The 26,041-nt window shown below is 65.5% G+C and carries 21 protein-coding genes; 9 read left to right on the top strand and 12 right to left on the bottom strand.

Going from position 1 to position 26,041, the window contains the following annotated elements; genetic code table 11:
* The first annotated feature begins 80 nt into the window (after window positions 1-80).
* The 9 genes from ACYQ4W_RS06565 (at window position 81) to rpsT (ending at window position 11,670) form a co-directional block, all read left to right on the top strand.
* The gene (locus ACYQ4W_RS06565; RefSeq protein ID WP_459854291.1) at window positions 81-557 is read left to right on the top strand and encodes a chemotaxis protein CheW; all 477 of its coding nucleotides are present in this window, start codon (window positions 81-83) and stop codon (window positions 555-557) included.
* Between the two features lie 123 nt (window positions 558-680).
* Window positions 681-4,157: a transcription-repair coupling factor gene (gene mfd / locus ACYQ4W_RS06560; RefSeq protein ID WP_459854289.1), complete on the top strand. Its 3,477-nt coding sequence runs from the start codon at window positions 681-683 to the stop codon at window positions 4,155-4,157.
* On the top strand, window positions 4,157-5,161 hold the full coding sequence (locus tag ACYQ4W_RS06555; protein ID WP_459854286.1) for a peptidylprolyl isomerase: 1,005 nt from the start codon (window positions 4,157-4,159) through the stop codon (window positions 5,159-5,161). The genes mfd and ACYQ4W_RS06555 overlap by 1 nt, the downstream gene beginning before the upstream one ends.
* Window positions 5,162-5,221: 60 nt before the next feature.
* Window positions 5,222-6,190, top strand: coding sequence for a SurA N-terminal domain-containing protein (locus ACYQ4W_RS06550; protein ID WP_459854283.1), 969 nt, complete (start codon window positions 5,222-5,224; stop codon window positions 6,188-6,190).
* A gap of 29 nt (window positions 6,191-6,219) precedes the next feature.
* Complete coding sequence (locus ACYQ4W_RS06545; RefSeq protein ID WP_459854280.1) at window positions 6,220-7,485, top strand: helix-turn-helix domain-containing protein; 1,266 nt, start codon at window positions 6,220-6,222, stop codon at window positions 7,483-7,485.
* A gap of 15 nt (window positions 7,486-7,500) precedes the next feature.
* Window positions 7,501-8,289: a DNA repair protein RecO gene (gene recO / locus ACYQ4W_RS06540; protein WP_459854277.1), complete on the top strand. Its 789-nt coding sequence runs from the start codon at window positions 7,501-7,503 to the stop codon at window positions 8,287-8,289.
* Window positions 8,290-8,304: 15 nt separating this feature from the next.
* Entirely contained in the window at window positions 8,305-9,180 is an 876-nt protein-coding gene (gene glyQ, locus ACYQ4W_RS06535; RefSeq protein ID WP_459854274.1) for a glycine--tRNA ligase subunit alpha, read from the top strand.
* A 14-nt stretch (window positions 9,181-9,194) separates the two neighbouring features.
* Window positions 9,195-11,300: a glycine--tRNA ligase subunit beta gene (gene glyS / locus ACYQ4W_RS06530; RefSeq protein WP_459854271.1), complete on the top strand. Its 2,106-nt coding sequence runs from the start codon at window positions 9,195-9,197 to the stop codon at window positions 11,298-11,300.
* A gap of 103 nt (window positions 11,301-11,403) precedes the next feature.
* The gene (gene rpsT / locus ACYQ4W_RS06525) at window positions 11,404-11,670 is read left to right on the top strand and encodes a 30S ribosomal protein S20 (RefSeq protein ID WP_459854268.1); all 267 of its coding nucleotides are present in this window, start codon (window positions 11,404-11,406) and stop codon (window positions 11,668-11,670) included.
* Window positions 11,671-11,765: 95 nt separating this feature from the next.
* On the opposite strand, the gene nadB is transcribed toward rpsT, so the two are convergent.
* The 12 genes from nadB to ACYQ4W_RS06465 all read right to left on the bottom strand — a co-directional run bounded on the left by nadB (window position 11,766) and on the right by ACYQ4W_RS06465 (window position 25,983).
* On the bottom strand, window positions 11,766-13,358 hold the full coding sequence (gene nadB / locus ACYQ4W_RS06520) for an L-aspartate oxidase (protein WP_459854265.1): 1,593 nt from the start codon (window positions 13,356-13,358) through the stop codon (window positions 11,766-11,768).
* Window positions 13,359-13,401: 43 nt separating this feature from the next.
* Window positions 13,402-14,433: a quinolinate synthase gene (locus ACYQ4W_RS06515; protein ID WP_459854262.1), complete on the bottom strand. Its 1,032-nt coding sequence runs from the start codon at window positions 14,431-14,433 to the stop codon at window positions 13,402-13,404.
* A gap of 49 nt (window positions 14,434-14,482) precedes the next feature.
* On the bottom strand, window positions 14,483-15,373 hold the full coding sequence (nadC, locus tag ACYQ4W_RS06510) for a carboxylating nicotinate-nucleotide diphosphorylase (protein ID WP_459854259.1): 891 nt from the start codon (window positions 15,371-15,373) through the stop codon (window positions 14,483-14,485).
* Between the two features lie 165 nt (window positions 15,374-15,538).
* On the bottom strand, window positions 15,539-16,795 hold the full coding sequence (locus tag ACYQ4W_RS06505; protein WP_459854256.1) for a putative Na+/H+ antiporter: 1,257 nt from the start codon (window positions 16,793-16,795) through the stop codon (window positions 15,539-15,541).
* Between the two features lie 151 nt (window positions 16,796-16,946).
* Window positions 16,947-17,507, bottom strand: a complete 561-nt coding sequence (gene pal / locus ACYQ4W_RS06500; RefSeq protein WP_459854253.1) for a peptidoglycan-associated lipoprotein Pal — start codon at window positions 17,505-17,507, stop codon at window positions 16,947-16,949.
* 310 nt (window positions 17,508-17,817) lie between these two features.
* Window positions 17,818-17,955: a hypothetical protein gene (locus ACYQ4W_RS06495; protein WP_459854250.1), complete on the bottom strand. Its 138-nt coding sequence runs from the start codon at window positions 17,953-17,955 to the stop codon at window positions 17,818-17,820.
* A 17-nt stretch (window positions 17,956-17,972) separates the two neighbouring features.
* Window positions 17,973-20,174 (bottom strand): ATP-binding protein, encoded by a 2,202-nt coding sequence (locus ACYQ4W_RS06490; protein WP_459854247.1) that lies wholly within the window; start codon window positions 20,172-20,174, stop codon window positions 17,973-17,975.
* 274 nt (window positions 20,175-20,448) lie between these two features.
* Window positions 20,449-21,897 (bottom strand): sigma-54-dependent transcriptional regulator, encoded by a 1,449-nt coding sequence (locus ACYQ4W_RS06485; RefSeq protein WP_459854245.1) that lies wholly within the window; start codon window positions 21,895-21,897, stop codon window positions 20,449-20,451.
* A gap of 96 nt (window positions 21,898-21,993) precedes the next feature.
* The gene (locus ACYQ4W_RS06480; RefSeq protein ID WP_459854242.1) at window positions 21,994-22,362 is read right to left on the bottom strand and encodes a hypothetical protein; all 369 of its coding nucleotides are present in this window, start codon (window positions 22,360-22,362) and stop codon (window positions 21,994-21,996) included.
* Between the two features lie 638 nt (window positions 22,363-23,000).
* Entirely contained in the window at window positions 23,001-24,137 is a 1,137-nt protein-coding gene (locus tag ACYQ4W_RS06475) for a hypothetical protein (RefSeq protein ID WP_459854239.1), read from the bottom strand.
* Window positions 24,138-24,241: 104 nt separating this feature from the next.
* The gene (locus ACYQ4W_RS06470; protein WP_459854237.1) at window positions 24,242-25,018 is read right to left on the bottom strand and encodes a FlgO family outer membrane protein; all 777 of its coding nucleotides are present in this window, start codon (window positions 25,016-25,018) and stop codon (window positions 24,242-24,244) included.
* Between the two features lie 86 nt (window positions 25,019-25,104).
* Window positions 25,105-25,983 carry a purine-nucleoside phosphorylase gene (locus tag ACYQ4W_RS06465; protein WP_459854235.1) on the bottom strand — a complete coding sequence of 293 codons (879 nt, stop codon included), beginning with the start codon at window positions 25,981-25,983 and terminating at the stop codon, window positions 25,105-25,107.
* Window positions 25,984-26,041 lie beyond the last annotated feature (58 nt).

Below are 26,041 nucleotides of genomic sequence, written 5' to 3'. Positions count from 1 at the left end.
GTAATGTTGCAAAAAACTCATAGATGCGGTGCCGTGCCTTGGCCACGGCCATCGTGCAAGGTGCAACCAAGGAGCCGAAAATGGAAGAGAATGTTAGGCGCCAGGACGACGCTCTAATTCAGCTCGTCACGTTCAGCATCGGCGAGGAAGAGTTCGGCGTGGACATCCTCAAGGTGCAGGAGATCATCCGCACCATGGAGATCACCCGCGTTCCGCGCGCTCCGGAATTCGTGGAAGGCGTCATCAATCTGCGCGGCAAGGTCATCCCCATCATCGACCTGCGCCGCCGTTTCAAGCTCGCCGACCGCGCCCACGACAAACATACGCGCATCATCGTCATTGAGATAAACAGCATGGTCGTCGGCTTCGTGGTCGACTCCGTGTCCGAGGTGCTGCGAATTCCCGCCAACACGGTGGAACCGCCCCCGCCGGTTGTGTCCGGGCTCGATTCCGAGTACATCAGCGGCGTCGGCAAGCTCGAGGACCGTCTGCTCATCCTGCTGGATCTGAACAAGCTTCTGAGCAGCGAGGAGCACGCAGCGCTCGGCGTTGTCTAAGCCGACCGCGCGACATTAAGCCTTGAAGGCCGCCCCTTCGCGCATCATGCGAAGCGGCGGCCTTTTTCATCGACCGACGACGCGCTGCCGCCACATGCGGCATTGCGCGATGGAGCTTTGCTGGTGCATTTTCCTGCCGGATTGGAAGAGTTCTTCAAGGGACAGGGCGGCGCCCTGCGCGTGTTCAAAAGCGGACCTGGCACCCAGGCCCTGCTGGCCCACAGCCTGCGGGCCAGGGGGCAAGAGGTCGTGCTCGTGGCCGCTGGCGCGCGCGAATTCCGCGAACTCCACGCCTTGCTCACGCTCTTCGCCGGCGAGCCTGACGAACTGACCCCGGCCTTCGAGCGGCCCGTCATCGCCCTGCCGCAGCACCTGCCGCGCAAGCCCACGGCCGAGGACTGGGGCCCGCGCTGGGCCGCGCTGCACGCCCTCACCTTTGGCCGCAAGCCGCGCATCATCCTCATCACCGTCGACAACCTGCTGCCCCGCTGGCCCACGGTGGAGGTGGTGGAGAAGAGCTGCCTTTCGCTCACCAAGGGCGACGACCTTTCGCCGGAGATGCTGCTGGAGCAGGCCGTGGCCTGGGGCTATGTGCGCAGGCCAGTCGTCACGGGCCTGGGCGAAATCGCCGTGCGCGGCGACATCGTGGACATCTCCGCCTCCGGCTACCCGCTGCCGCTGCGGCTGGAGTTCTTCGGCGACGTTCTGGACGAGATACGCCTGTTCGACCCCGCCACCCAGCGCTCCCGCGCGGACTTGAAGGAAGTGACGCTGCTGCCCGTGGCGCCTGCCGTGTTCTCGCGGCAGACCATGGAGCAGGGGCTGGATTTGTGGCGCAAGCTGCGCATCAGCGGCGAAATGGCCGTGGGCGAGGAGCAGGAGCTCTCGGAGCGCATGGAGCGCTCGGACACCAACATCTGGCCGGGCCTGTTCTACCCCGAGGCCGTGGCCCTGGAATCTTTCCTGCCCCAGGACGCGGTCTATATTCTGGCGTCGTCCCAGGAGCTGCGCAGCAGGCTTGAGGACCAGCACGCGGGCTGGCGCTCGTTTTTGGAGCGCGAACAGGCCGAGAGCGGCTGGCGCTGGCCTCTTTCCTCCCTGTGCTGGCCCGAGGAGCGAGCGCGCAAGGCCTGGCTGGGCAAGCGTCAGGTGGTGTTCGAGGATCTGGTCATGGGCCAGGAGCGCCTGGGGCTCGACCTGCCGGAAAAATCCTACCAGAGCTTTGCGGACCTGTTCTGGCGGCCCGATCAGGCCCGCAGGCCGTGGTCGGCCCTCACCGCCGCGCTCAAGGACTGGAGCGCCTCGGGCTCGCAGGTCATTCTGAGCTTCCACACCGAACGCTCGCGCAAGAAATTCATGGGCCTGGCCCTGCAGGAGGGCCTGTCCGTCAACACGGCCTTCCAGGCGGGCGGCCGGGGCATCAGCGCGCTCATTTCGCCCCTCAAGGCGGGCATGGAGATTTCCTGCTGCGCCTTGTCCATCTTGCCGGAGGACATCCTCCAGCCCGAGGCTGCGCCCGCCACGCGCGCGGACAAGAAGCAGGCCTTCGAGGGCCTCTCAAGGCACGACGACCTCGCGGCCGACGACCTGCTGGTGCACCGCGACTACGGCTTGTCGCGCTTCGGCGGGCTGCATCACTTGAAGATCGGCGACGTGGCCAACGACTACCTGCTGCTGTACTTCGACGGCGACGACAAACTCTACCTGCCCGTGGACCGGCTGAACCTTGTGCAGCGCTACAAGGGCCCGGAAAGCGTCGACCCGCGCCTGGACAAGCTTGGCGGCAGCCTGTGGGCCAAAAGCACGGAGCGCGCCCGCAAGGCCATTGAGAAGATCGCCCAGGATCTGGTGGAGATGTACGCTTTCCGCCGCGTGGCCAAGGGTTACTCCTACGGCCCCCCGGGCGAGATGTACCGCGAGTTCGAGGCCACCTTCGGCTTCGAGGAGACGCCGGACCAGGCCAAGGCCATCGACGACGTTTTCGCGGACATGGCCGGCAGTGAGCCCATGGACCGGCTGGTCTGCGGCGACGTGGGCTTCGGCAAGACCGAAGTGGCCCTGCGCGCGGCCTTCCGCGCCGTGCACGATGGCAGGCAAGTGGCCCTTTTGTGTCCCACCACGGTTTTGGCCGAGCAGCACTACCAGACCTTCACCCGGCGCATGGAGGGCTTCCCCGTGCGCATCGGCATGCTTTCCCGCTTTGTGCCCACGGCGCACCAGAAGGTCACCATCAAGGCCGCGGCGCGCGGCGAGGTGGACATTTTGATCGGCACGCACCGCCTGCTTTCCGGCGATGTGGATCTGCCCAAGCTCGGCCTGCTCATTCTGGACGAGGAGCAGCGCTTCGGCGTCAAACATAAAGAAAAGCTCAAGCTCCTGCGCAAGAACATCGATGTGCTGACCCTCACCGCCACGCCCATTCCGCGCACCTTGCAGCTGTCCCTTTCCGGCATTCGCGGGCTGTCGGTCATCGAGACCCCGCCCGAGGACCGCAAGCCCGTGGAGACGGCGCTGGTGGAGCGCGACGACACGCTGCTGGGTAATGTGCTCAAGCGCGAACTGGAGCGCGGCGGGCAGATCTTCTGGGTGTACAACCGCGTGCAAGGGTTGGAGGACGTTGCGGAGTACGTGCGCAAGCTGGCGCCGAACGCCCGTGTCGGCATGGCCCACGGCCAGATGACCGAGCGCGCCCTGGAAGACGCCATGCACGGCTTTTGGCACAAGGAGCTGGACGTGCTCGTGTGCACGGCCATCGTGGAGTCCGGACTCGACTTCCCCAACGCCAACACGCTCATCGTGGACCAGGCGCAGATGTTCGGCCTGGGCCAGCTGTACCAGCTGCGGGGCCGCGTGGGCCGCAGCGACCGCCAGGCCTACGCCTATTTCGTGGTGCCCAGCCTGGACCGCCTGCCGGAGATATCCAAGCGCCGCCTGCGCATCATTCTGGAGCTGGACTACCTGGGCGCGGGCTTCCAGGTGGCCATGGAGGACCTGCGCCTGCGCGGCGCGGGCAACATTCTGGGCGAGGTGCAGAGCGGACAGATCGCCCGCGTGGGTCTCGACCTCTTCCTCGAAATGCTGGAGGAGGAAGTGCGCCGCGTGCGTGGCGGGCCGCTCAAGCAGGAGACCGACCCGGAACTGTCCTTCGTGTTTGAGGCGCATCTGCCCTCGGATTACGTGCCGGACCCCAAGGAACGCCTGCGCTACTACAAGGCGCTTTCCAGCGCGCGCACCCAGGCCGTGCTGGCCGACCTTGCGGCGGAGCTGCGCGACCGCTTCGGCCCCTTGCCCCAGGCGGCCAAGCAGTTCATGGCCGTGCTCGGCGTCAAAACCTTGCTGGGACAGTTGCAGGTGCTCAAGGCCGAGCTTTCCCCGGCGCGGGCCGTCATCGCCTGGGGTTCGGAAACCAGCGTGGTCTCGCCGGAGTCGCTGGTGGCCTGGATGGCCGGCGGCCGCCGCAAGGCCAAGCTTTTGCCCCCGGCCAAGCTGGAGCTGCGTTATCCTGAAGGTCTGGACGTTGGCGCCGGCTTGGAGTACCTGCGGACGGAGTTGGAATCGCTTCTGGACAGCGGCGCAAAGCCGCCCCAAAAGGTTGCCTGATGCCCGCACGCCGCCTCGCGATCATCGCCCTGGCCCTCATTCTTGGGCTCATGGGCTGCACCCGCCGCTCTGAAAACGAGGTGGGCGTGGTGGCGCGCGTGAACAACAAGCCCATCAACCTCGAAATGCTGGAGTTCCAGTACGATCTGGAGCATTTCGAGGCCCTTTCCGGCGCGCTGCCCTCGGTCTCCGCCCTGCGCGAGGCCTATGGCGGCATTCTTGGTCAGCTCATCGCCCAGGAGCTGGTGGCCCAGGAGCTTGCCAAGCGCGGCCAGGAGGTCAGCGACGAGGAGCTCGCCAAGGCCGAGGCCGAGGTGCGCGCGGACTATCCGGACGACACTTTTGAGCAGATGCTGGCCGACGAGTACATCGACCTGAAGATGTGGCGCAAGCATCTGCGCTACGTTTGCGGCGTGGAAAAGTTCCAGCGCCTGGTGCTGCGCCCAACCATTCATCTGGACTACCGCGAAGTGGAGGCATACTACCAGGCCCACTTGGCGGCCTTCCGCCTGCCGGAGCGGGTGCGCGTGCTTGTGGTGCGCGCGCCGGAGCGCGCCCTGGTGGAAAAGGCCCTTTCCGGCTTCCGCCAGGCCAAGAATGTTTCTGAACTGGCCAAGGACTTTCCCGGCGTGCAGGTGCGCGAGGTGACCATCGCCCGCGAGCTGCTCACCCCGGCCTGGACCGACGCCCTGCACGGGGCCGACGCGGGCGGGCACGGGGTCATCCTCGCCAGCCGCGTGGGGTTTGAGGGCTTGCTGCTTTTGGAGAGGCTGCCCGCGCAGATGCTGGACATCACCCAGGCCTACCCGCAGGTGGAGGCTGCCCTGCTGGAGGAACGCCTGCAGCAGAGCTTCGATGCCTGGCTGGGCAAGGCCGTGGACGCTTCGGTCATCCTGGTGAGCGAACGTTTGCTGCACAAGAAGGATGACGAGGATCTGCCGCCCGAGCCTCAGCCCGAGGACAAGGAGCAGCAGAGCGTTGCAAGCGGCAACGAGACGGGGTAGGGTCCCCGTGGACGTGGGGCCGGCCTTGGCGGTCCCGAACAGCAAGGTTGAAGGAGCGTCATGCGCGTATCTGGATTGAACCGGGCCGGACGGTTGCCGCTGGCCTTTGTTTTGCTTGCGGCTATGTTATGGTGCACGCCCGCCCTGGCCGATGATGACATCATCGTCGACGGCGTCATCGCCTTGGTCAACGGCAAGGCCATCACCAAATACGAGCACGACGAGCGCATGCGCCCCGTGTACGAGCAGACCCGCGGCCGCACGCTCACCACTGATGAAATCTCGCAGGTAGCCACCCTGCGCCGCCAGATTCTGGACCAGATGATCGACGACATCCTCATCCAGCAGGAGGCGGCGCGCTATAAGCTCAAGATCACCGACGTCGAAGTGGACACGCAGGTGAAGGACTTTTTGGCCAAGCGCCAAATGAGCGAGGACGAATTCAAGAAGCAGCTGACCCTGCAACGCATGAGCCGCGAGGATTTCATGCGCAACATGCGCCGCGACATGATCAAGCATCAGCTCATCGGCGGCGTTGTGACGAACAAGGTCGTCGTCACGGACAGCGAAGTGGAACAGCGCTACAACGAGCGCAAGGCCGAATTCTCCAAGGACAGCATGGTGCAGCTGGCCCTCATCCTCGTGCCCACAGCAGAGGCCGCGCAAGGTCTCAAGGCGCAGATAGAAGCCGGGCAGATCAGCTTCGCCGACGCGGCGAACAAGTATTCCCAGGGCCCCGGCGTGGGCAGCGGCGGCGACATCGGCTACGTCGCCTGGAAGGACCTTGCCCCCGAGTGGAACAGGGCCTTGGCCGGGCTCAAGCCGGGCCAGATCAGCGCGCCCGTGCAGGTGCAGGAATTCGCCGGCCTGCTTGAAGTGGTGAGCTTGAAAGAAGGTGAGGAACTTCCCCTCGACTCCGTGCGCGAACAGATCTTCCAGTCCCTGCACGAGGCCAAGTTCGAGAAGGTGTTCACGGAATACATGCAGAAGCTGCGGGACAAGGCCGTCATCGAATACAAGAACTTCTAGGTCATATAAGACCGATACGGGGCATATACATGAATCTGCTTGAGTTGGGCGGGCTTCTTAAAAGCGAACGGGAAAAGCATGGGCTTTCCGTGCGCGATGTCATGGAGGCCACGAAGATCAGTCGCCGCAACCTGAACGCCCTGGAAGGCGGCGAGATCAAGCTGCTGCCGCATCCCGTGTATTTGAAGGGGTATGTGCGCAACTACGCCCGCCTTGTGGGCCTGGACGCGGAGCCCCTTGTGGCCGTCGTGGAGCAGCAGTCGGATGGCGACTCCGGCTATGTGCCGCAGGCCGCGCCTGTTGCCCAGCCTGAAATCGTGGCGTCTCACGAAACGCTGAGTGAGCCCGAAGCCGCGCCTGCGGCAGAAAGCGCGCCGGCCCAGTCCGAGGCCGCTGCGGCGGACAATGGACTTGGCCTGTCCGCCGTCGACACCGCTCCTGCCTCGTCTGAACCTGCCGCGTCCGAACCTGCGGGCGCGGAACCCGCTCCGGCCGAAGCCGAGCCCGCCAGTGCCGAACCCGCGCCGCAAAGCGTTTCGGAGCCTGCGTCACAGGAGCAGCCCGGGGCCTTTGTCAGCCAGATCCGCTATCCCAAGACATCCGACCTGACGCCCAAGCCCCGCCGCCGCGTGTGGCCCTGGGTGCTTCTTCTTCTTTTCGCCGGCGTCATGGGCGCGCTGTACGTGCAGTATCAGCGCATTCAGGCGGAGGTGGACCAGACGCCGCCCGCCGCCGCGCCCGCACCTGTGGACAACGCCACCAACGCGACCAACGCCACTGACGACGTGAACGCCACGCTGCCAGAGGCCAACGCCTCGCTGTCGGAATCCGCGCCCGAGACCGCACCGGCGCAGCCCGCTCCAGGCCAGCAGTCTGTTTCGCCCGCTTCCGGCCAGGCCGCGCCCGCGGCCAAGCCCCTGCCGCCGCAGACCGCCACCCCGGCCGTGAGCGCCTCGCCTGTCGAGGTTTCGCGCAAGGGCCAGCCCGCCGCCCCGGCCGCAACGCCGGCGGCCCAGCCCGCCAGCGCGCCCAACACGGAGGTGCGCACCCCGGGCATGCAGCAGCTGGTCATCACCGCCAAGCCGAACGAGGCCTGCTGGGTCGAGGTGAGCGAAGGCTCGCAGCGCAAGAGCTTCATTGTGAAGAACGGGGACAGCCGCCGCTTCGAATTTTCGAGCAAGGCCAAGGTGCGCCTTGGCAACGCGGGCGGCGTGAGCTTCAAGCTCAACGGCGCGGCGTATCCCTTTGAGGGAGAGCGCGGCGCCACGGCCACCGTGGAGATCGGAGCCCGCTAGCGGGCGAGGGGGCGCATGGAGTTCACCGAAAAGGCCCTGGTGCTCCGGGTGGGCCGGTTTCGGGAAAACGACGTCTGGCTCAAACTTTTCTGCGCGGGCCGTGGTGTCATCACGGCCTTCGCCTTTGGAGGGAGCCGCAGCCGCAAACGCTTCAGCGGCTGCCTGGACCAGCTGGTGCTGGCCTCCTTCCGGGTGGGAACCAGCCGTCGCGGTTCCTACAACGTGCTTCAGGAGGGCGTGTTGCTGCACGCCTTCCCCGGTTTGCGCGCAAACCCGCGCAAGCTTGGGCTGGTGGCCCACTGCCTCAAGTTTGTGGAGGCGGTGCAACTGGACCCCAGCGGCGCGCGCCCGGTGTTTGACCTGCTGCTGGAAACCCTGGCCACGCTTGAATCCGGCGCGGTCGGCGCCGAGATGCTGCCGCTCTTGTTCAAGGCCAAGCTGACCTTTGAACAGGGGCTTTCGCCGGATTTGACCTTGTGCGTGCGCTGCGGTCGGCCTGTCAACGAGCACATGGGCTGGGACCATGTTTGCGCGGAGCAGAGCGCGGTGGCGGCGGACCACAGGCTGGCGTTTTCGGTGGAGCGGGGCGGGCTGGTCTGCTCGCTCTGCGGCGATGTTCAGGCCGAGCCCTTGTGCGCAGGCTCCGTGCGGGTGCTTGAGTGGATTGGCAAGAGCCGCCCGGCGGACTGGCCCAACCTGACCCTGGAGCCGAACATGCGCCGGGAGCTTGGCCGCGTGGTGGACCGCTTCGTGGCCTGGCATTTGGGCCTGCGTTGGGAAAATGGAACATACAGAAAAATCTAGGTCCCTGGAGACGATATGAACTTTCAAGACGTGATTCAAACCCTGCAGCGCTACTGGACCGACCGGGGCTGCGTCATGGTGCAGCCCATCGACATCGAGTGCGGCGCGGGCACCTTCAATCCGTCCACGTTTTTCCGCGTCATCGGACCGGAGCCCTGGAGCGTGTGCTACGTCGAGCCTTCGCGCCGTCCCACCGACGGCCGCTACGGCGAGAATCCCAACCGCCTGCAGCACTACTACCAGTTCCAGGTCATTCTGAAGCCCAGCCCGGACAACGTGCAGGACCTGTATCTCGACAGCCTGCGCGCCCTTGGCATCGACCCCGCCGCCCACGACATCCGCTTTGTGGAGGACGACTGGGAGTCGCCCACCCTGGGCGCCTGGGGCCTTGGCTGGGAGGTGTGGCTGAACGGCATGGAAGTGACGCAGTTCACCTATTTTCAGCAGGTGGGGGGCCTCGACCTGTACCCCACCAGCGTGGAGATCACCTACGGTCTGGAGCGCATCTCCATGTACCTGCAGGAGAAAGAGTCCGTCTACGACCTGCAGTGGAACGACAAGGTGACCTACGGCAACGTGTATCACCAGAACGAGGTGGAGCAGTCCAAGTACAACTTCGAGTTGTCCGACGCCGCCATGCTGCTCGACATGTTCAATAAGTTCGAGGCCGAGTGCAAGAAGCTCATCGAGGCCGAGGTGCCCTGGCCCGCCTATGACTACTGCCTCAAGTGCTCGCACACCTTCAATCTTTTGGACGCGCGCGGAGCCATCTCCATCACCGAGCGCACGGCCTACATCGGCCGGGTGCGCGTCCTGGCCTCGGCCATCGCCGCCCTGTACGCCGCCCAGCGCGAGCAGATGGGCTACCCCATGCTTCAAACCGCTAAATAGCTGAGAGCCGACATATGTCTGAATTCATTCTGGAGATTGGCACCGAGGAAATGCCCGCGCGCTTTGTGCCCGGGCTTGGGACGGAGCTTGAGAATCTGTTCGGGCGCCTGCTGACCGAGGCGCGCATCGACCACTCCGGGGTCAAGGCCTACGCCACCCCACGCCGTCTCGTGGCCCACGTGTCCGGGCTGGGGCTCACCCAGCGCCTGGAGGAGGAGATCGTCTCCGGTCCGCCGGTGCGCATCGCCTATGCCGACGGCAAGCTGACCAAGGCCGGCGAAGGCTTCGCCAAGACCCAGGGCGTCACCGAGGCGGATCTTTTTGTGCAGCAGACGCCCAAGGGCGAGTACCTGGCCGCGCGCAAGACTGTTGGCGGCGGGCGCACCCTCGACCTTCTGCCCGAGCTGTGCCTGGGCGCCTTCAAGTCCCTCAGCTTCCCCAAGCGCATGAAGTGGGGCAGCCTGGAGTTTCTTTTCGGCCGGCCGCTGCGCTGGGTGCTGGCCCTGCTCGACGCCGACGTCGTGCCCATCGAGATCGCGGGCCTGACCTCCGGCCGCATCACCTATGGCCACCGCGTACTCGGCCCCGGCCCCTGGACCGTGGACACGGCGGGCGATTATTTCGACACCATCCGCGACAAGGCCAATGTGGTTCTGGACGCCCGCGAACGGCTGGAGCTCGTGCGCGCCGAGGGCGACCGCCTGGCCGCCAAGCTTGGCGGCAGCGTGGTCTGGGACGACGGCCTGCTGCTGGAAGTGGCCAACCTTGTGGAATACCCCCGGCCCATTCTGGGCGAGTTTGCCCGCCAGTATTTGCAGCTGCCCGCCCAGGTGCTGCTCACCAGCATGCAGAGCCACCAGAAGAGCTTCGGCATCAAGGGCGCGGACGGCGGACTGCTGCCGTTTTTCCTCACCACCTTGAACATCGAGCCCACGGACATGGCCGTGGTCAAGAAGGGCTGGGAGCGCGTGCTCAAGGCCCGCCTGGAGGACGCACGCTTCTTCTGGGAGGCCGACCTCAAGGCGGACTCCGCCGCGTGGCTGGCCAAGCTCGACAACGTCGTCTTCCTCGGCCCCCTGGGCAGCATGGGCGACAAGTCCCGCCGCCTGGAGGCCCTGTGCGCCAAGCTGGCCGAGGCCTGCGACCTGTCCGAGTCGGACATGGCCCGTGCCGGACGCTTGGCCAAGGCCGACCTCATGAGCGAAATGGTCTATGAGTTCGACAGCCTGCAGGGTGTCATGGGCGGGATTTACGCCCGCCAGAAGGGCGAAAGTGAATTGGTGGCCCAGGCCATTGCCGAGCAGTACCTGCCCGCCGGGCCGGATTCGCCCGTTCCCGCCACCCTTTCCGGCGCGCTGCTGGCCATTGCGGACAAGGCCGACACCATGGCCGGCTGCTTCGGCCTGGGCATGATTCCCACCGGCGCGGCCGACCCGTACGCGCTGCGCCGCGCCGCTCTTGGCATCAGCCGCATCATCATGGAGCACGGGCTGCGGCTCAAGCTCGACGAACTGCTGACCTGGGCGCAGGAAGGCTACGTGCGCACCGATGGCAGCCCGGCCGTGAAATGGAAGCTTGCGCCCAGCGAGTCGCTCGCCAAGATGCTGGACTTCTTCGGCCAGCGCCTGCGTGCGCTCTTCGCCAGCGGCGGCAACGTCGACAGCCGCGTGGCCGACGCCGCCCTTGGCGCGGGCTTCAACGACATCCGCACCCTGAAGGAGCGCTTTGACGCGCTGACCACCTTCAGCCACGAGCCGGACTTCGAACAGGCCGTGCTGACCTTCAAGCGCGCGGCCAACATCATCCGCAAGCAGGGTGGCGAGACCGGCGAGGCGCTGAGCGTGACCATCAACGACGCCTTGCTTGAGACAGACGAGGAGCGCGTGCTGGCCGCCGCCCTGCGCGAGAGCGCCGGCCGCTTCGAGGAGCTTTGGGCCGCGGACGACTTCGCCGGGCTCTTCGCCATGCTGGGCGAGCTCCGGCCTTCCGTGGACGCGTTCTTCGACGGCGTCATGGTCATGGCCGAGGACCCGGCCCTGCGCCAGAACCGTTTGAATATGTTGTTCGCCCTGGTGGAGCGTTTGGGCCGTTTGGCCGATTTCAGCGCTCTCCAGGTTTAACTGTGATGGAAAACCGCTTGACAACCGGGCGGCCCTGTGATTAAGCACCCTGTCTCGACTCAACGTCGGGACTGAACACCAAAAAGAATCAGGAGAAAGAGCCTTGGCCAACCATACTTCCGCACTTAAGAGATACCGTCAGAGCCTGAAGCGCCAGGCCCGTAACAAGGCCGTCAAGACCCGCATCAAAAACGCGGTCAAAGCCGTGCGTCAGGCCCTGGCCGAGAAGAGCGCGGAAAAGGCCACTGCGGCCCTCACCGTCGCCAGCTCCGTGCTGGACCGGGCCGCCTCCAACAAGGTCATCCACTGGAAGAAGGCCGGCCGCTGCATCGCGCGCCTGCAGACCGCCATCAACAAGATGGCTGCCTAAAACTTCTTCGTCCCGTTTGACGACAAAGCCCGCTGCGGAGTTCCGTAGCGGGCTTTTTGCGTTGGGGGCAGAATTTGCGATGGAAGAATGCTTCGCTAATCAACCCTGTAGTGGCAGCCCAGGCTCTGCTTGTTGCGCATGGCCGCCTGGGTGACCACATAGGCCGTCTGGCAGCCGTGGAACAGGTCGATGATGGGTTTGCTGATGGGCGTCTGCTTGTAGAAGTCGTGCATGTTTTTGGAAAGGGTGCGCAGGTCCTCGAACGCGCGGCGCAGCCGGGCCGTGGAGCGGATGATGCCCACGTAGTTCCACATGGTGTTGCGGATGGTGGCCCAGTCCTGCGCGATGAGCGCCGGGTCCTCGTTGTTGATGTCGCCGGGATTCTGCCAGGCCGGAATGGATTCGCCGAGCTTCTTGGTGAGCCGCCACTTGGAGCCCAGGCGCTTGGCGATGTCCTGCCCGGTGCTGTAGCCCCAGAGCATGCCCTCAAGCAGCGACGTGCTGGCCAGACGGTTGGCGCCATGCACGCCGGTGCAGGTGCATTCCCCGGCCGCGTACAGGCGTTCCAGGGTGGTGCGGCCGCGCGTGTCGACCAATATCCCGCCGCAAAAGAAGTGCGCCGCGGGCACCACGGGAATGGGCGTGGTGCGCATGTCGATGCCGTGCTCCATGCATTTGCTGTAGATGGTGGGAAAGCGCTCGGCCACCTCGTCGTGCATGCCCGTGGTGGTGTCCAGGTACACGCAGTCCTCGCCGGTGCGCAGCATCTCGGCCATGATGGCCCGGGTGACGATGTCGCGGGGGGCCAGGTCGGCGCGCTGGTCGTAACGCGCCATGAAAGGCTCGCCCTTGCTGTTCACCAGCCGCGCGCCCTCGCCGCGCACGGCCTCGGAGATGAGGAATCGCCGCTCAAAGCGCCGCGCGCCCTGGTAGAAGGCCGTGGGGTGGAACTGCACGTATTCCAGGTTGTGCAGCTTGGCCCCGGCGCGGTTGGCCATGGAGAGCCCGGAGCCGATAGCCTCGTTGGCGTTGGTGCTGTTGAGGTAGATGCGCCCGGCGCCGCCCGTGGCCAGCACGGTGAAGTCCGCCAGCACGATCTCCACCTGGCCCAGGGCCTCGTTGAACACATAGGCGCCCACGCACTGGTTGGAGAGGTTGTACTTGAAGTCCAGGTGCGTGGCGTGGTGGTGCGTGGTCAAAAGGTCGATGGCCGTGCGCTTGGTCAGCACGCGGATGTTCGGGCATTCGGCCACGGCCTTGGTGAGCTGCTCCATGATGGTCAGCCCTGTGTGGTCCTTGGCGTACAGGATGCGCGCCACGCTGTGCCCGCCCTCCCGCGTGAAGTACCAGGCAGAGGAGTCGCGGTGGGCAAAGGGCACGTGGTACGAGTCGATGAGGGTTTTTTGCAGTACCTTCGGGCCCTTGTGGCACAGGTAGCGCACGGCGCGCAGGTAGTTCTGCTTCCAGCCCGCGGTGAGAATGTCTTTTTCCAGAATGCCGGGGTTGTCGTCCTCGGAATGGAAGACGATGCCGCCCTGGGCATACTGCGTGTTGCCGGCGAAAAGGTCCTCTCCGGCGGAAAGCAGGGTCACGTCCGCGCCCGCTTCGGCCAGGGTGAGGGCGGTGACGGAACCGGCGATGCCGGAGCCAATGACAAGGACGTCGGTCTTCAGGCGGAAATCATTCATGACGATCCTTTGGCTGGCGGCGTTGGTCAGCCCGTGTGCGCGCTTACGAGCAGATTTGCAGCATGCGGGTGAGCGCCACCCGCGCGTGCTCGGCCACGTCGTCGGCAAGGGCGAGGGGCTGTGCTGTTTCCAGATTGTCCAGCAGATCGGCCAGGCGCACTTCCGTGGTCTTGGCCATGTTGGTGCAGCGCATGGTCTTGATGGGCACGATGGTCTTGCCCTCCGGGGCGAAGCGTGCGGCCAGGCGCAGCACAAGGTTCACCTCGGTGCCCACGGCGATCTTCGCGCCGGGCTTGGCCTCCGCGCAGTAGCGGATGATGTGCGAGGTGGAGCCCGCGCTGTCCGCCGCGCGGACCACGGCCGGAGAGCACTCCGGGTGCACGACCACGCGCACGCCGGGCATGGCCTTGCGGATGGCCTCGATGTCCTGTTTCTTCAGCATGTGGTGGATGACGCAGGAGCCGGGCCACAGCAGGAGTCTGGCGTAGGCGGCCTTCTTGGGATCCACGGCCGGGCCGCCCTGGCGCAGCGAGACTTGCAGCCGCTCACCCGCGGGCAGGTTCAGCTGATTGGCGGTGTTGGCGCCCAGGTGCTTGTCGGGCAGAAAGAGCACGGCGTCGCCCTGGCCCAGCGCCCATTCGAGCATGACCTTGGCGTTGGCCGAGGTGCACACGCTGCCGCCGTATAGCCCGCAGATGGCCTTCACCTCCGCGCTGGAGTTCACGTAGGCCAGGGGAATGACGAGCCGCCCCTGGCTGCGCAGTTCGTTCAGCACATCCTCCACGCGCTGGGCCGGGGCCATGTCGGCCATGGGGCAGGTGGCGTCGGCGTGGGGAATGTGGATCTTCTGCCCGGGCCGTGCCAGCGCCGCGGCGGATTCGGCCATGAAATACACGCCGCAGAACACCACATGCTCGGCGGAGAGGCCTTCGATCTTGCGCGCCAGCTCCAGGCTGTCGCCCTGGAAATCCACGTGGCGGATGATTGCGTCGGACTGGTAGTGGTGGCCCAAGATGGCCAACCGGTCGCCGTACTTGGCGCGCGCGGCCTCGATGCGCTCATTCGGGGTCGTCATGATGCTGTCCTTGTTCCTCTGCGTTTGGCCGTTCCAATAGACCTTGGGGCTATTCCAACGTGCTGATGCGCATGCTCAAATCCGCCACCGGGGCGGAGTGGGTGATGCGGCCCACGGAGACGAAGTCCGGTCCGACGGCGCCTATGGCCGCAATGTTCTCCAGGGTCACGCAGCCGCTCACTTCGGTTTCGATGCCGGCGGGCACATGGGCAAGGGCCGCGCGCATCTGCTCCAGGTCCATGTTGTCGAGCATGATGCGGTTGACCTTGCAGGCCGCGGCCTCGTCCACCTCGGCAAGGGTGCGGCACTCCACCTCTATGGGCGGGCACTCGGCCCCGTAGGCCGCGCGCAGCTTGGTCACGGCGGGCGTTATGCCCCCGGCGCGGTCGGTGTGGTTGTCCTTGATCATGAGCATCTGGCTCAGGTTGAGGCGGTGGTTTTGGGCGCCGCCCACAAGCACGGCGTATTTCTCGGGGTAGCGCAGGCCGGGCAGGGTCTTGCGCGTGTCGAGCAGCGTGGTGCGCGTGCCCTTGAGGGCCTCCACGTATTTGGCGGTCAGGGTGGCGATGCCGGAAAGATGGCACAGGTAGTTCAGGATGATGCGCTCTGTGCGCAGCAGGTGCGTGGCCGGTCCCTGGATGGCCGCGATCATGGTGCCGGGCGAGACCTTGTCGCCCTCGTCCACGTTCAGCATGTGCTGGAACTCGCAGCCCGCGAACTCCAGAATCAGCGGGATGAGCGGCAGACCGGCGATGACCGCGTGGTCCTTGGCCACGATATGCGCGTTGGCGAGGTCTTGATCCGTGAAAATGCCCTGGCTGGTCAGGTCCTTGCCGTCCTCTGAAAGGGCGATGCGGATGCCCGCCAGAAGGAACAGCCGGGCCTCGGCCTGGAAGAACGTATCGAAGAGCGACGTGGACTTGGAAGCGTTGGCGGACATTTTCTCATCCTTGCAGAGGTGCTGCGGCTTGGGCTTGCCCAAACCAAATTGTGGCAGGGAAAGTACAAGACCCGGCAACGCCCGTCAACTCACGCACGAGAGTGAAAACGCCTCCTTCCGTCCTGGCGGCGGGGATCCCCGGGCCGCGTGGTGCCCGGCAGGTCGCTACAGGTACAGGAAGGCCAGCGCGGCGAGACACGTGGGGGCGAGGGCCGCGGCGAAAAGCCACAGCGGATTGACGGCGGAGTCCTCGAAGTGCCCGCGCAAGATGGATATGCCCGCCGGGTTGGGGGCGTTGGCGATGATGGTCAGCCCGCCGCCCGTGACCGCCCCGGATACCAGCGCGTACTTGAAGGCGTCGGAAAGCCCGTCCACCTGGGAGCCGAGATAGGTCAGCGCCGCGTTGTCGGTGAAGGCCGTGAGCAGGGCGGAACCGTAGAAGACGGACTCCGGCCGCAGGCTGAGCAGCAGCGGCTTGAGCCACCATTGCTGCAAGCCGCCCAGAACCACAAGCCCGGCCAGGAAGAAGGCGACGAGAAGCCCCTCGCGCAGGATCAAGCGGTCCTGGTGGTGCTTGTAGGCTCCGGCCACGCCGAGAAAGAACAGGAACAGGCCCATGAAGACGGTCGTGTGGTGCGCAAAGACCACGACGCCGGCCAGAAAGGCGATGTGCGCCAGCACCAGGCCGAGCGGCACCGGGGGCCTGGCGCTCCCGGCCGCGATGGGCAGCGCCGCGAGCTCCTTGCGAAACAGCAGCGTGGCGCCCAAGGCGTTGAGGCCGACCGCCGCCGCGGCCTTCCAGCCAAAGGTGGCGAGCATGAACGCTCCGTCCCAGCCCCATTGCCCGGCGACCATGAGCACCGGGGGCGCGGCAAAGGGCGTCATGGTGCCGCCGATGGAGACGTTGACGAAGAGCGCGCCGAGGGTGGCGTATTTGAGGCGCGTGGAAACCGGACGCGAGAAGATGCGCTCGGAAAGCATCATGGCCGCAAGGGTCATGGCCGCGGGTTCGGTGATGAACGAGCCCAGCAGCGGCGCAAAGGCGAGCACGGCGAAGTAGAAGCCCGTGCTGCCCGGCAAGGGCAAGGCGCGGGCGGCAAGCAGCACCGCTCTGGTGGCTGTCTGGCGTATGGGCCGCGTTCCGGCCACGACCATGACGGCGAAGACGAACATCGGTTCCGTCATGTTGCGGCCGTCGACGTACGCAATGGTCTTTTCGCTGCCATCCAGCACAAACATGCAGAGTATGAGCAGCATGGCCCAAAAGCCGAACACGACCTCGATCTCGCCGAGCAGATGCCAAAGGCCCGCATGGGCGGGCCGCCTGGCGGCCATGCGCTCAAAGGACTTGGTGGCGAAGGTGTGGACGATGGCCAGGGCGAACAACGCGGCGCCCACGATCTGGATGGCGGTCGGTGACACGGAGGCTCCTTGCTGCTTGCGCAGGATGTCGCCGTGGTGGTCCCGGCTGCGGCGGCAAGGCGGGCACCGGCCCGGCCAGCGTCCGACGGGGATGGGCTGCATGGCCGCCGCGGCGTGGAAACCACGGCGGCCATGCCAACACGGCATTGTTCTATTCGAGGATCTTGAATTCGTCGCGGCGGTTCTTGGACCAGGCGGCTTCGTCGTGGCCCTGCACAAAGGGGCGCTCCTTGCCAAAGCTGACGATGTTCATGCGGGTGTCGGGGATGCCGAGCTGGTTCAGGAATTCCTGGGCCACCTTGGCGCGGCGCTCGCCCAGGGCGAGGTTGTATTCGCTCGTGCCGCGCTCGTCGCAGTGGCCTTCGATGTTGATGGTGAACTGCGGGTATTTCTTCAAGGACTCGGCCTTGGCCGTCAGCACGTCCTTGCCCGCCTGGTCCAGCTCATAGGAATCGAACGGGAAGAAGACCATGTTGCCAACCTCGCGTTGGGCCTGCTCGCGCTGCTGTGCGCGCAACTGGTCCTCGCTCAGGCTGCCGGAGCGGGAATCCTGCGCGCCGGCGCCGTCCTGCCAGCCCGTGTCCTTGTCGGACCGGTCGGACTTGGTGGCGCCCTCGGGCATGACATCAATGGTTTTTTTGGCGCAGCCGGCGCCAAGAATGGCGACAAGCCCAAGCATGAGTGCGAAGCCGAAGATGCGTTTAGCGTTCATGAAATCCTCCGTTCGTTGCGGTATGGGCTGCTCCGTCGTCCTTCGGCTTGTCTTCCGGTCCGGGCAAGGCGGGTGCCGCGCGCTTCCACGCTGCCCGCCACGCGCAGACAGGGCCGGAGAGGAAAAACGCCGATCGGACGAACGGCTTGCGCAATCTCCATATAGCATACCGGGAAATCAGAAAAGGCCCAAGACGAAGGAGCGGCCGCGCTTGCGCAAGCGGGGGGCCCTGCTCGGGCGTATTGCTGTTGCCCAGCCGTGCGCGGGACAGGACCATGCCTGGTTGCTGCCCGCCAGATGCCGGCGGTGTTCAGCGCGGGCAGAGCGGCGGCGCGCTCACGTCCGTCCGCGCCGCACAGGCCGCGCACGGGTGCCGTCCCTCGGCCGGGTCGCACATGACAAACAGCACAAAGCCCAGCAGCAGCAGTAAAAGCTTGAGGCGCAGCATCGCCCCATGCGCCTTCATCACGCCGCCCCGGTTTGCTGGCGTTTCGGCAGCACGATGTTCACAGTCGTCTCCCCGGGCACGGAGCAATCCAGGGTGATTTCGCCGTGGTGGAATTGCGCGATGCGCTTTGCCGAGTACGTGCCCAGGCCCGTGCCGTTCCGCTTGGCCGCTGTGACGTACTTTTCAAAGAACCTGTGCCGAATGGCCGGCGGCACTCCGCCCACGTTCCGCACGGCGATGCGCACCGTGTCGCCAAGGTCCGCAAAGTCCATGGTCACAGTGTCGCCCTCGGGAGATGCCTCCAGCGCGTTCTTCAACAGATTGGCGAACATGGTGGCGCAAAGGGTGCGCTCGCAGGCGATGACGAGGCTCGCCCCGGCCTCGGCGGGCTTGCCTCCCAGGGTTATCCGCATCTGCATGTTCTTGAACTGGGGCAAGCGTTCCAGGTCGTCGCGCACGTCTGCGGCCAGGAGCAGCAGGTCGGTTTCTGTCGACTCCAGCGCCAAGTGCCCGCGCTCCAGGCGCGAGAGCTTGAGATAGGCGTCGAGGATGCGCAGCATGCCGTTGGCCAGGCTGTGCAGCCGGGCGACCCAGCCGCGCTGCTCTTCGGTGAGGTTCGGCTGGTGCAGCAGCAGTTGCGGCAGGCTGATGAACCCGATCAGCGGGCTGCGCAGGTCGTGGCGCATCATGTGCTCTATGCTCTCGCGGGCCTGCTCGCGCTGGGTGTCCTCGGTTATGTCCTCCATGACCACGATGACCGCGCGCAGGCCGCCGGAGCCGTCGCGGATGGGAATGGCGCTGCAGTCGATCACCAGCCGTCCCGCCTCCGTGGGAGACTCTATCTCGAGAACCTGATTCGCGACATCAGGCTCGCCCGCAATGCTTTGCGCCAGCACGAAGTCGCGCGGGTGCAGCGGTTCGCCGGAGTCGTGCCGCCAGGCCTTGAGGGCCGAGGGATCCGGGGGCGAGCCGTCCGCCGGTCCCAGCAGGTCGCGGCTGGCTTGGTTCGCGTACAGAACGCGCCCCGCAGGGTCGGACATCCACACGCCGACGGGCAGGGCCTTCAGGATCATGCGCAGCAGGGCTTCGCTTTTGCGCAGCTCGTCCTCTATGGCCTCTCGGGCCATGATGTCCTCGGAGAGCGCCTCGGCCATGTCGTCCATGGTCTTGGCCAGCAGCGAAAGCTCGCCGAACTCGTCGTGCGAGCCGCTGCGGGCGTTCAGGTCGCCTTCTCCCAGGCGCTGGGCGACAGTCGTCAGCCGCGCCATGGGACGGCTGATGACGAAGCCGCCCACGACCCAGGCCACGAGCAGGGCCAGCGCGGCGGATCCGCCCAGAAGCAGCAGGTCGCGGTACAGGCTGTCGACGGCCTCGGCCAAGGCCTCCTTTTCCGGAATGCTGACAAATAGATAGAGATACGGCGCCGCGTCCGGCTTGAGCCGCAGCTGGGTAAAGGCCACGATGCGCCGCGTCCCGTCGGCCTGTGTCACCGTCGTGGTGCCGAGAGGCTTGTCGCCGCTGATGACATCCCACAGCTCCACCACGAGCTTGTGTCCCGTGGGGCTTGTGGCGTCGGACGCAGGGTAGCGGTAAATGCGCGTGCCTTTCTTGTCGGCCAGGGTCAGCACGGAGCCTTCCGGCAAGGACGCGACGTTGAAGAGCTGCTCGTAGCGGCTGGGCCGCAACGCCGTCGTCAGCACGCCGACAGTCTGCCCTTTGGCCCCCGGAATGGGATAGGCGTAGTGGATCAGCGAATCCTGGGCCCTGCCCTTGCGTCCAAGTTCGTACTCGCCCACGGTGAACTCGTTTTGCCCCATGGCGTTGTCGACGTGGATTCCGCTCTTGAGCATGGGCGCGCGTTCCAGGGGCAGGGCGGAGGCGAAGATCCGGCCCTTGGCGTCGGCGGCGATGATGTTGTCGAACATGGCGCTGCGGGTGCGCAGGCGGTGCAGGATGGTGGCGGTGGCGCGGCCGTCCATGCCTTGCACCTGCGGCATCTGGGCCAAAAGCGAAAGCAGCAGCTCTGCGCGCATGGTGACGAGCTGCTGCTCGTGGCCGAGGAACTGCACCACGCGCAGGGCTTCATCCTGGGCGTCCTTGATGGCCACGTCGCGCTTTTGCAGACTGGAATAGAGAATGACGGCAAGAGCGGGCAGCACGGCAAGAAGCACCAGCGTGATGAGGCTGTTGCGCAGGGAACTGAAAAAAAGATTCCGCATGCTCGCTCCTCTGCCGAAATCCGGTCGAGTCCGCCCTTCATAACGTTTGAGCCTCCGGCGGGCAATGGGCCCGCCGGAGGCTTTCAGGGGGGAGGTCGGCGGAGTCATGGGCCGCCGCCTCGTGTAGAATTCCCAGACACAGCAAGGATGGGCCTTTGTGGAGGCGAGGAGCCACCAACTCCTCAGCGGTTCCAGGGTCCGGGAATTATAGTGCCGTGATGCTTCGCCACAGTGAGGGGAGACGAGGCTCCCCAGTCTTCATCTTCCTGCGCCGCTAGAAATCCTGCTCTTTTCGCGTCCCGTGGCCGCGGCCGGCGGATTTTCCTCCAAGGGAGCGGCCGTATTTGTTCAGCAGCCCGTAAAGACGCGAAGGGCTCAGGCCGGATATGGCCAGGGCCCGCTTCAGCTCGCCGCCGCTCGCCCGGATCAGGTCGTCCAGGTAGGCCAGCTCCACGCGCTCCTGCTCCTGCTTCTTGTATTCGTTCCAACTTCCCAGGGGCCCGGCTGGGGCGGACTGCGTCTGCCGGCCGGAAGCCTCCGCGTCGTTGGTGCGGCCCACGCGGGCGCGCAGCATCTGGATGCGCAGCTCTTGCGGCAGCAGGGCGGGCACCAGCATTTCCTGGTCCGGCGCGCTTGCGACCATTGCCTCCAGAACGTGGATGAGCTCGCGGACGTTGCCGGGCCAGCCGTATTCGAGAAAAAACGCCTTGAGCTCGCGCGACAGGGTCTTTTGTCCCAGGCCGCTGTCGCGGCAGATGCGCTCCAGGTGGTGCGCCGCGATGAGCAGCACGTCGTCGCCCAGTTCGCGCAGGGGCGGCAGTTGCAGCACCGCGGCGCGGATGCGGTAGTACAGGTCCTCGCGGAAGGTGCCCGCGGCCACCATGTCGGCCAGGCTCTTGTTGCTGGCGCAAATCAGGCGGAAGTCGAGCCGCACTTCCCGCGTATCGCCCAAGGGGCGGAAGGTTCTGGTCTCCAGCAGGCGCAGGAAGCTTTTCTGCAGCTCAAGGGAAAGTTCGCTGATCTCGTCCAGAAAGAGCGTGCCGCCGTCCGCGCGCTGGAGCACGCCGGCCTTGTCCGAAACGGCCCCGGTGAAGGCCCCCTTGCGGTGGCCGAACAGGTCGCTGCCCACAAGGGCCTCCTGCAGGGAGGCGCAGTCCACCACGACGTAGTTCTTGTTGCGGCGGGGGCTGTTGGCGTGCACGGCCCGGGCGAGGCCTTCCTTGCCGGTGCCGGTTTCGCCCAGAATGAGCACGTTGGCCGAGCTGCGGGCGGCCGTGGCCATTTGGCGAATGACCTCCACAAGGCGCGGGCTTTGACCGACGATGCCGCGCCGCTCCACCGGCTGGGCGGATTCCTTGTTGCGGCGAAACTCAAGCGCGCGCTTGAAGGAGAGTTGCAGCCCTTCCGGGGTGCCGGTCTTCTGAATGTAGTCCCAGGCGCCGCTGCGGATGGCCAGCTCCGCACCGTCCGGGTCGCCCAGGCCGGTCATGATGATGAGCTCCGGGGCAGATGCAAGCTCCTTGATTTTGGGAGCGAGGTCGAGGCCGTTGCCGTCCGGCAGGCGCACGTCCAGAAACACCACGTCGAAATCAGAGTCGGCGAGAAGGCTTTCGGCCTGGGCCATGTCGCCCGCTATGGCCGTCTCCACCTCCGGGCCGGAGAGCAGCGACGCCAAGAGGCGCGCAAAGAATTCGTCATCGTCAATGATGCAAACTTTTGTCACGAGTTGCCCCGTTTGTTGCTTGGGTGGCGCTTTGGCTGCGCAAGGACGGTGGCCTTTGCGACAGCATAGTCCAGGTCCCCGGTTGCAGGCAAATTGTCAGGACACATGGGCTGCCTTCCCGTTGGTGCGCAGCTTGGCGAGCACCCAGCCCATGACGGCGTCCAGGCGCTCGTGGGCCCCCCTTGCCGCGGCGAGGTCGTTTCTCTCTCCGGCGGCGTATATTTCACGCGCGTAGACTTCCAGCTCCCGGATGGGCAGCAGCCCGGTGAGGCTGGCCAGGGAATGGGCAGCGTCCATGACAGCGAGTGCGTCCCCTTCCGTCATGGCCTTGTCCAGGTCGCCCAGGCGCTGTTCTCCGGCTTCGAGGAACAACTCGCCCAGGTGCCCCGGCAGACGGTCCACCGCATGGTCGAAGTCCACCCCGCGGCATTCCTCGGGCATTGATTCTTTGACGTTCACATCCATTCCTTCCGCTCCGCTGAGGCGCTCATGCGCCATGGTGTCCTTCAATGTCCCGGCAGCAGTCCTGAAGCCCAGGCACCCGGCCGCATGAACGGCGTGGCGTTCGTGCGGCGCTGTTTGCCGCAAGCTCCCGCAGACTTTGGCGCAAGGGGGCAAGCTCTGCGTCGGGCTCGTACATGTGGCGGGCATTACAAGAAGTCTGCCAATGTTGCGGTTAGTATAACATGCTGATTTTAATGAAGGCAATATTGGGGAGAGTCATAATGCTGCGTGTATTCCTAAAAAATAGGACTTATTGCGCAGGAGGCGATCATGGTTTCCGGAATGGCGGACGGTGGAAACGGCGCGGCTGCACAGGGGGGGGAGCTTGGGGCCGTGGTGGTGTCGGCCGTTGTGTCGCGGTGAAAAACGCGGTCGTATGGACGCATTGCCGGCAGACGGCGGGCAAGGCCGAACGTCTCATCCGCACGGCGCTTCGTGGGTGTGTCTCCGCGGCCAGCCATGCCGCTTCAGACGAAGGACCCAGCAGGCTGCGCCTTTGGCGCCTCGGCTCAAACTTCTTCAGAATTTGCTGCGTGTTGCAAATGAGATCACAGCAGCCGCCTTGGGTCGGCAGTGAACAACGCCTTGCCGTTGCACACCTAGCTGCCGCCCACCGGCAGGGTGAGGACCGGGGCGTTTTTCGGCGGATCGGCCGACTGGAGCGAAAAGATGTTCATGAGCAGCTGGAACACTTCTTTGGAGCGGTTGTCGTCGGCCTGGATGGAGTACCAACGGCCCTCATGGCGCACGGCGACATAGGCGTCCTTGGGCTCCTCGGCCGAGACGCGCACCTCGCACAAGCCGTAGAAGTGCTTGCGCAGGTCGTAGGCGCGGCGGCTGGCCACAAGCTCCTTGGGCACCTGCACGCCCTGGGCGATGTAGTCGATGGCGCGCAGGCAGTTGCGCAGCCGCAGCGGCACAACGGGCAAGCCGTCGGGATCGCGGGGCATGTGGCGCAGCATGTTCGTCGGCACCAGCTTGAAGGTGGTGTGGTAATGCCCGGCAGCGTTCATGCGTATGCCCAGATCGGAACCGATGAGCTGCTGCACCGTGGCCGCCTCCGTGGCGTCGCGGAAGTCCATGCTCATGACCGTGGCCGTGGCGTTGTCGCTCAGGGTGACCTTGAGGATGTCGAGGTCGCCGCGGTCGTCCATGCGGGCGACGATGTCCGTGAGCTTCATGAAGCGGTCGTGCTGCTCGGGCATGAAGCCGGTGCGCGAGTCGTAGATGTGGTCGATGGCGCCGAACCGGGCGAAAAGGATCGGCATGAGGTATTCGATGTCCCAGCCGGCCTTGTACAGGGTCACGAAGCGGTCGAAGTCCATGTCGGCCAGGAACTGCTGGGCGTAGGTCTGGCCCTGGTAGGCGGTGTAGGTGACGGTTGGGGAGTCGCTGTACTGGCCGGAGATGTTCGGCGTGTAGATGTTGTACGCGCCGTTGCTCACGCTGTGGTGCTCGGGAAGCGTGGCGCCCACGCCGCCGGAAAGATTGTAGCTGAAGCTTGAGGCCACGGAGCCCACCTGCAGGAACAACGGCTGCTCGAAGTACTTCATGCGCACGAGGTTGAGCAGCATCTCCTCGTTGTTCGATTTCTGGATGGCCTCGTTGTAGTCCATGCGCGTGGGAGAAAGCCTGTTGGGGCCGAGGCCGAAGCCGCCGGCGCAGGCCGAGAGCAGGAGGGACAAAAGCACAAAGCACAGGAGCCGCAAGGGGAGTTTGGGGTGGAGGTGGCGCAAGGCGGGGCTCCTTGGTTGTCGTGCAGGCTGTGTGGCCTTTTATACAACCAACGGGGTTCCGGCAACTGGCGCGCGGCCGGAACGACGGCGGCGCCAGGGCCGGGCTAGCGGACCAGGTCGCGGCCCACGTAATTCTGCGGCTGGCCTGTGGGGTTGGCGATCTTGTGCGGATTGCCATAGAGGCTGGTGCGCACGCTTGGCGTCATGCCCCCGCCCTGGCGCAGCTGGGGCAGCATGGCGCGGGTGCTGCGGTTCACGGGCAGGGTCCAGCTGTGCGCGGCCATGACCTGGCCGTCGTCCAGGGTGGCGATCTTGGCGCTGATGTAAATGACCTTGCCGGCGATGAGATAGGTGCCCGAGAGCAGACACGCCCGCGGCGGATAATCCATGTCCTTCTCGGCCTTTTCCAGGGCCAGAATCTCCTGCGGGGTGCGGGGCTTCTCCTCGCGCGTCAGGGCCGGGTCCGGGCCTTGCTGCGGGGTGATCTTCTTGGGCATGCCCTCGGTGATTCTGAAGTTGCGCATGGCCAAACGCGCGGCCACCTGCTCGGCCACCAGACTGCCGAAGGGGGCCTGGTCGCCCATGTTCACGCGGTTGGTGAAGTTCTCGACGTAAATGGGCGAGTTCTTGTTCAGCGCGGGTGAAAACAGGCCCATCATGGTGTCGGCCGCATCATAGTTGAGATCGGTGATGGGGGTAGGGTCCTCGGTGAAGAACTCGCCCGTGGTGGGCTTGGTGCCAAGCACGTCGTCCTTGGCGTCGACGACAGTGCGCTTGATGCTGGAATAATACGAAGTGGGGCCGCTGGCGCAGCCGGAAAGCAGAACGCCGGCCAGCAAGGCCAGTGCCGTCATGATGGTGGTGCGAAGTCGTGTGTTCATAGCTGCTTTTGTTGCGGCGGCGCGGTTGTGAAACTTGCTGGCGCTTCCGGGTCTGTAATGCGTATCGTACGTTCCACAAAAAAACTTTATGTCCTGTTGGCCGCGCTGTCCAGCCCGCCGGCCGCTTTCGATTCGTCCGCATCCGGCCGGGATGCTGTTTCCAGCAGCAGCCGCGCCATGTCGTGCGCCGTTCTGCCGGCCATTTCAAGAACATCCTCATGGGTTATTTTGTCCATGCAGTCCGGGGTGTTCTTGTTCGTCAGGCAGCTTACGCCAAGCAGGCGCAGACCCATGTGCCGCGCGGCTATGGCCTCCATGACGGTGGACATCCCTATGGCGTCTGCGCCAAGCTGCCGATAAGCTCTTGTTTCCGCGGGGGTCTCCAGGCTGGGGCCGGGGATTTGGATGTAGACGCCGCGCTCCACATGCAGGCCGATGCGCTGCGCCGCGCGCCGCGTTTGGGCCAGCAGCTCCGGGCACCAGGCTTGGCTCATGTCCGGAAAGCGCGGGCCCAAGGCGTCGATGTTCGCGCCGGTGAGCGGATTCTGCCCGGTCATGTTGATGTGGTCGGCCACGAGCATGAGGCTGCCTGCCTCGAACTGCGGGTTGAGGGCGCCCGCCGCGTTGGTGAGCACCAGCGTGCCGATGCCCAGGCTGCCCAGCACGCGCACCGGCAGGCTCACCTCCTGGGGGCTTTTGCCCTCGTAAAGGTGCGCGCGGCCGCACAGGGCCAACACGGGGCGTCCGCCCAGAAACCCGGCGCGCAGAAAGCCGCCGTGCCCGGCCACCCCGGCAAGGGGCATGCCGGGGATGTCCGCGTAGGGGATGTCCACAGGCTTGGTGATGGCGTCGGCCACGGGGGTGAGGCCGGACCCGAGCACGAGGCCCCAGGTTCCTGCTTGAATATTGCCCAGTTTATCGCGTATGAGTCGGGCAGCGTGGCCGATGGTCTCTTGATGGTTCACGTGGGTTCCAGTGGTTTGGGTGTGTGGTGCTTGTCGATGCATACCGCACCCGGCCTTC

It is taken from the genome of Humidesulfovibrio idahonensis (assembly GCF_054657715.1).
This window is presented reverse-complemented; position numbering and strand designations above follow the sequence as displayed.